Genomic DNA, 5020 nt, shown 5'->3' with positions numbered 1-5020 from the left:
CTCTAAGTGCCTCCTTCGCTTCTGCTTGGTGTTCCCGTGCATGTTGCGCCATGCGGCGCTTCTTCTTGCGCAGGGTTGACTTCTTCGTATGTTTCCGCTGTTTAGCCACGGGCGTTCGCCTCCTGCTCTGTAACCAAGTTCTGGGAATTTTCAATCAAATACCGGTTAACAAACTCAGACATAAGGGCCACTAGTGCAGCTCTGTCCCCGGTCCACAAATCCGGAGCCTTAGCAATTTCATCGAACAAGTCGCTAATCATAAACGGTAGTGCCGCTGAGCTTCTGGGCATATCGACATGCACCCCGTCCTTTTCAAACGAGACAATCAACCGTTGTGGGCCAAATTCCTCGAACTTCTGGGCAACGATGTCGTCGTCCTTGTCTGCTTCCAATACGGCTTGCATGGTTTTCAGTAAATCATCGATATTCATTATTTTTCCTCCTTGGCTTCCGTGACTGTTACTTCGATTCTCGGTTCGTCTGAGTAGTACTTGCTACAGCTGACGTCCGTAATCAGGTTGTCGTCTTCCCAAATAATCCCGGTCAACGCGTCCTCAATCAGTTTGAGATAGTTGGACGCGTCAGGCTTAACAATTGGCCGGTGTTCGCCTCGTAGACGTCGCCCTCGTTCCAACTTGCTTAAGGAACGCTGAACATGCCGATAGACACGAATCTCGACCTTGAGTGGCATGTCCCGGAGCAAGCCGCCGTGATACTTCATCTTGGCCTCTTGACCAACGAAGCGCTTGTAGTCCCGGGACCGCTTGGGATCGTACGCGTGGCCGTTTGAGAATCGCGGGCGCCCGGCTGGGACTGGTTCACCGTGAATCACTAGGCGGGCCAAAGCATTCCCACGAATTCCGAACGCAGCGTAAGCTTCCATCTCACGTCGGATTCTATCGGTATCAGATGGCCAAAAAATCTCTTCTTCGTCGTCTCCTGCCGGATGGTTAATGTGCTGATGAATCAGGCTACCGTCTGGGTCCCGGTTAAGCGCCTTAACTCTCATCTCCTACACCTCCATGGCAGTCTGTTCGCCGGCCTGCTGCATCATCATCTTAGTTGCGGTTGACGGTGACCAGTCGTCGATGTACTGCATGGCCTTGTCGAAGTCCTTCTCCCGAATCTGTGTCCGGGTCCGCACACCGCAGACCTGATTCAAGCCCCCGTTGATGTCCTTGTAGAGTGCCGAACGCTGTTCCTGGGTTAGTTGTAGGTGCCGGTCTTGGATGTACTCACGGACCGCCTTAGATACCCCGTGACTGACAGACGTGTAGTCCCCGGATTCCAGCCGGCGGTTGGCCTCGAAGTCGTCCATGCGCTCCTCGACGTGGTCAATCCGGTGGTTGGCCCGGCTCCCAGTCTCAATCAACAGGTCGAGTTTTTGCTCAGGCGTCATCACCAGCTCATTTTGGTGTTTGAGTTCGTCTTGCATGGCGTCAAAAGCATCGATGTACGCAAGCTTGAAGCTGTCTGCCTTCTCACCAGTGAACCCCATCGCGATAAATGACCATCCGCTTCGATTCATGTAGTACATGTTCTGGGTCCGGCCCCGACTATCCTGGTAAGTCCCCAGTGCAAACATCTTTTGGTAATGCGCGGAATTTTCCGCCGATTGAAGTTTGTGCCGAATAGTGTCCATCACGTCCTTGTGTTGCTTGTCGAACGCCTCTGCTACTTGCAGGCTAGTCGTGACTGCCTGCCGGTTCTTCATGATCACTAAATTTTTCATTTTTAGTCCTCCTGATCTGCTAAATCCTCTGCTAGGTCGAAAATGGCTTGATAGTCACCGTCGCTAGCTTCCCAAAGCCCATAAAATCCTAGTAGATCACAGGCCACTTGAATGGCCCATGCTGGTAAATCATCATCCATGATTATTCCTCCTCGTAAAATCCATTTTCGTCGTACTTGATTGGCGACGTCTGCTTGAGATACGTCTTGTAGAAATCTGACACCGTCCCGCCGTACTTCTCAATCAAGGGAACCGTGTCATGATCAACGAGCTGACCATCAGGCAACTGCCAGCTCCAGCCATGTCGCAACTCCTCCACCTCAAGCTTTCCTTCGTCCATGTCGGCAAGGCTATCAGCCCACTTGGCGCGAACGCAGTGAATCCAAGTGAACTCAGGTTCTCCAAGTCGCTCATCACCCACAACGAATGATTTAGCCTTGCCTGGCGTCTCTGCCCACACAATCACAGCTAGCCAGCCATCGATATCCCCGTAAGTCGAGCACTTCCATGCCTTCATGCTTGTGCCTCCTCTTTCTTCGTCCGCCGTGCGTTGAACTTCTTGATTCTCGCGTCCAGTGCCGCCTGCTGCTCGGGGCTTAGCTTGCCATCCGAGACAGGCTTCTCAGGCGTGTCTTGAGCCCACGTTGGCAGTGTCTCCTTGGCAGGTGTCGGCTTGTGGCCGCTGTGCTCGCTCTTCATGCGGCGGTCGTGGTTCTCTGCTGCCTTTTTGGCTTGGTCGAGGGTGGAGATATCCCGTTTCTGCCACCCCTCGATGACTGCCCGCATGTACTTGAGTGATCCAGTGGCCTTGACCTGGTGTTCACCGGCGATAGTGATTGCGAAGTCCACCACGTCGGCAGGCAAGGCATCCAGCCACTCGTTAATCTCAGGCATGGCGATGGCGTTTGGGAATCCCCAAAGCTCGGTCCACTTGTCGATGACCTCTGCTCGGGTGATGCCCGCGTCGTCATCATCAAGGTCAGTACTAGTCAAGTCAGGGTCAGTACTAGTAAGATCTTTATGTTCTACTGGTTGACCTCCAGGTTGCCCAACTGGTTGACCTACTTTGTCTAAACTAGTTGTCCTACTTTTACTCTTACTAGTAGGGTTAACGGTTGGGTAACCAGCTACCTTACCCATTTCTTTGTAAAGCTGAATCACCCGATATTCGGGCGGTTTCACATTCTTCTTACCTTTTACGTATTTAATAAGTCCAAGTTGTACCAGTGAGTTTCTGGCTTTGTCGAGGCCCGGCTCGGATAATCCTGTCAGACTGAGCAGAGCCGAATTTTTCATGCGAAACTGAATGTCCAACTTGCCTTCATCGTTCGCGTAGTCTAGTAACTCGCGATACAGATTGTTTTGGCCGTTAGAGACGCTCGCTTCATACATTTTAAAATTGCGGTACGCTCGTCGTTGTTTGAAATAATCCATGCTGGCACCTCCTTATCTCTCGTTTGCTTCAATCTCTAAATCGTCAATTGTCACTGTGTTTTCGCCAAGCTGATGATCTGCACACCAGTCGCAGTGATTACACATCAGCGGCGGTATTTCTCCACTCTCGATGGCCAGAATTCGTGGTAAATGGCTTTTTACGTAGTCGTCCTCAATTTGAAACCGGCCTTCTTCTCGAGACAGGTCAATCGTTCGCACTGATGGGTGATTGCTTTTGCTGACCGCGATAATATAGGCATCGAAATGCTTCCCGTATGTCTGCTCGAGCAAGTGCTTGTAGATGCTCATTTGAAGCAAATACCCATAAGCAGTGACCCACAGAACCCGGCCACCATGCCGATTAGACCAGATCATCTTTAATGGGTCAGCAGTCGTCTTTAGGTCAAAGAACCGTCCGTTTTCGACGTCCAGGCAATCGATTTTGCCCTTCCACTCAGTCCCGAAAAGCTCACCGGTGACGATTGATTCATGCTCGCCCTGCCAGGCCCAATTGAAAAAGGCATCTGACCTAAGCCGTTCAATCATCAAATCTGCCTGCTTAAACTCCGCTCGGAGCTTCCCAGACTTGGTCAGGACCTTTTCCCCGGCTTCCTGTTTAAACTCCTCGTGAGCCGCCTCAGACTCAACGGCTGAATGGACCCAGTTTCCGACTAACAGTGGTGTCTCGTTGGTGTCCGATAGCCCGTTGCCGTTCAGGGTGGCCATGGTGGCCGCTTCGCACTTCATGAAGCTTTTGAAAAGTGAAACGGACATATAAGGCCAGTCAGTTTCGGTGTCATAGTAGTTCGCCTTGGTCAGCTTGGGCAGTGGCACTCTTTGCCTTGCTGGAACGTCCTTTAGCATCCGTCTTAGCCCCCTTATCGTCCGTTGGCTTAGTCGGTTTCGTCTCCGTCTTCTTATCCTTATCGAAGTCCTTAGCTACCGCTGACTGCTTTTTATCTCCTGCCTTCGGATCAGTTAGTTTTTCGAACCAGTCATCGACTTTAGAAGCCTTTTCATTTAAGCTATTAAAGATTTGAACCAATTTAACGTAGTTGCTTTCTGAAAATTCGCTAGCCGGATAACCGAAGTACTCTTCAATCTGCTGCTGAGTGACGTCGTAAGTGTCCTTAAACCCATTAAAAGCATTGGCGAGCCGTTCCTTCATTGGGGCGGTATTATTACCTTTCAAGGTCTTGTCACACTCGTTGACGGCATCTTCCACAACATCACCAGGGACAATTTCCAGGATGCAGGCCCGGACACGTCGTGAAGCGTAGTTGGCAACTAATTCGTAGATGTCTCGGGGATCCGTGAGGTGTTGAACGCCTTTCTTGGTCACGCGTTTATGAGGCACTTGGAAAATACGTTCTGTACGCGTATTGGTCTCAACGTCCCAAGCGTAGGCCATAGCAGTTGAACTCTTTTCGTCAGAATCAAGCTCCTTGAACCCGTAGGCCATGTTGCCCCAATTTTGGGCAATTACTTCCGCCAGCCGGATTGAAGGACCGGTGACATTCTGACCTCCACGTGGATAGGAATAGGTTGCGGTCAGTGCCAGAGACTGCCGTTTGCAAGCATCTTCAATGTTCTTTTGCGCTTGGAATTGATTGCGGGGGAACTGCTTGGCCATAAAGATCTGGCCCTTTACTTCCTCCATTTCACGGCTAGCGTTGGTAATTCCCGCCGCGTTGGTCGGGGCTACGTTGCCGTTCATCACTTGAGATTGATTGAATTGTTGTTGCATTTCGTTCGCCATGATTATTTGACCTCCAATTATGGGTTCCACTTGGCTAAGGCGTCCTTAGCACTGTATAGGCGATTCAAATCGTCGTCGGTGACTTGGTACCCCGG

Annotated in this window: 8 protein-coding genes; all 8 read right to left on the bottom strand. The window is 51.0% G+C overall.

The annotated features are described in order from the left end of the window. Positions 1-101 precede the first annotated feature (101 nt). From FD37_RS08745 to FD37_RS08715, 8 genes are read right to left on the bottom strand one after another with little or no spacing between them, the layout of a single operon-like run. Positions 102-431 (bottom strand): hypothetical protein, encoded by a 330-nt coding sequence (locus FD37_RS08745; RefSeq protein ID WP_056964861.1) that lies wholly within the window; start codon positions 429-431, stop codon positions 102-104. Beyond that, positions 431-1009 carry a RusA family crossover junction endodeoxyribonuclease gene (locus FD37_RS08740; RefSeq protein ID WP_225436354.1) on the bottom strand — a complete coding sequence of 193 codons (579 nt, stop codon included), beginning with the start codon at positions 1007-1009 and terminating at the stop codon, positions 431-433. Before FD37_RS08740 ends, FD37_RS08745 begins: the two co-directional genes overlap by 1 nt. A gap of 3 nt (positions 1010-1012) precedes the next feature. Next, on the bottom strand, positions 1013-1732 hold the full coding sequence (locus FD37_RS08735) for a Rha family transcriptional regulator (protein WP_056964859.1): 720 nt from the start codon (positions 1730-1732) through the stop codon (positions 1013-1015). 2 nt (positions 1733-1734) lie between these two features. After that, positions 1735-1872, bottom strand: coding sequence for a hypothetical protein (locus tag FD37_RS12835; RefSeq protein ID WP_156652734.1), 138 nt, complete (start codon positions 1870-1872; stop codon positions 1735-1737). A 2-nt stretch (positions 1873-1874) separates the two neighbouring features. Continuing rightward, positions 1875-2249 carry a hypothetical protein gene (locus tag FD37_RS08730; protein ID WP_056964857.1) on the bottom strand — a complete coding sequence of 125 codons (375 nt, stop codon included), beginning with the start codon at positions 2247-2249 and terminating at the stop codon, positions 1875-1877. Then, positions 2246-3166 (bottom strand): DnaD domain protein, encoded by a 921-nt coding sequence (locus FD37_RS08725; protein WP_082605162.1) that lies wholly within the window; start codon positions 3164-3166, stop codon positions 2246-2248. The genes FD37_RS08730 and FD37_RS08725 overlap by 4 nt, the downstream gene beginning before the upstream one ends. 12 nt (positions 3167-3178) lie before the next feature. Then, a complete protein-coding gene (locus FD37_RS08720; RefSeq protein WP_056964856.1) occupies positions 3179-4030 on the bottom strand; it encodes a PD-(D/E)XK nuclease-like domain-containing protein in 852 nt (283 codons plus the stop codon). Next, positions 3963-4925, bottom strand: a complete 963-nt coding sequence (locus FD37_RS08715; RefSeq protein WP_056964854.1) for a hypothetical protein — start codon at positions 4923-4925, stop codon at positions 3963-3965. Before FD37_RS08715 ends, FD37_RS08720 begins: the two co-directional genes overlap by 68 nt. Positions 4926-5020 lie beyond the last annotated feature (95 nt).

Origin of the sequence: Levilactobacillus spicheri DSM 15429 (genome assembly GCF_001435095.1) — a bacterium.
Taxonomy (GTDB): domain Bacteria; phylum Bacillota; class Bacilli; order Lactobacillales; family Lactobacillaceae; genus Levilactobacillus; species Levilactobacillus spicheri.
The sequence above is the reverse complement of the archived record's forward strand: the minus strand, read 5'-3'. Positions and strand labels throughout refer to the sequence as shown.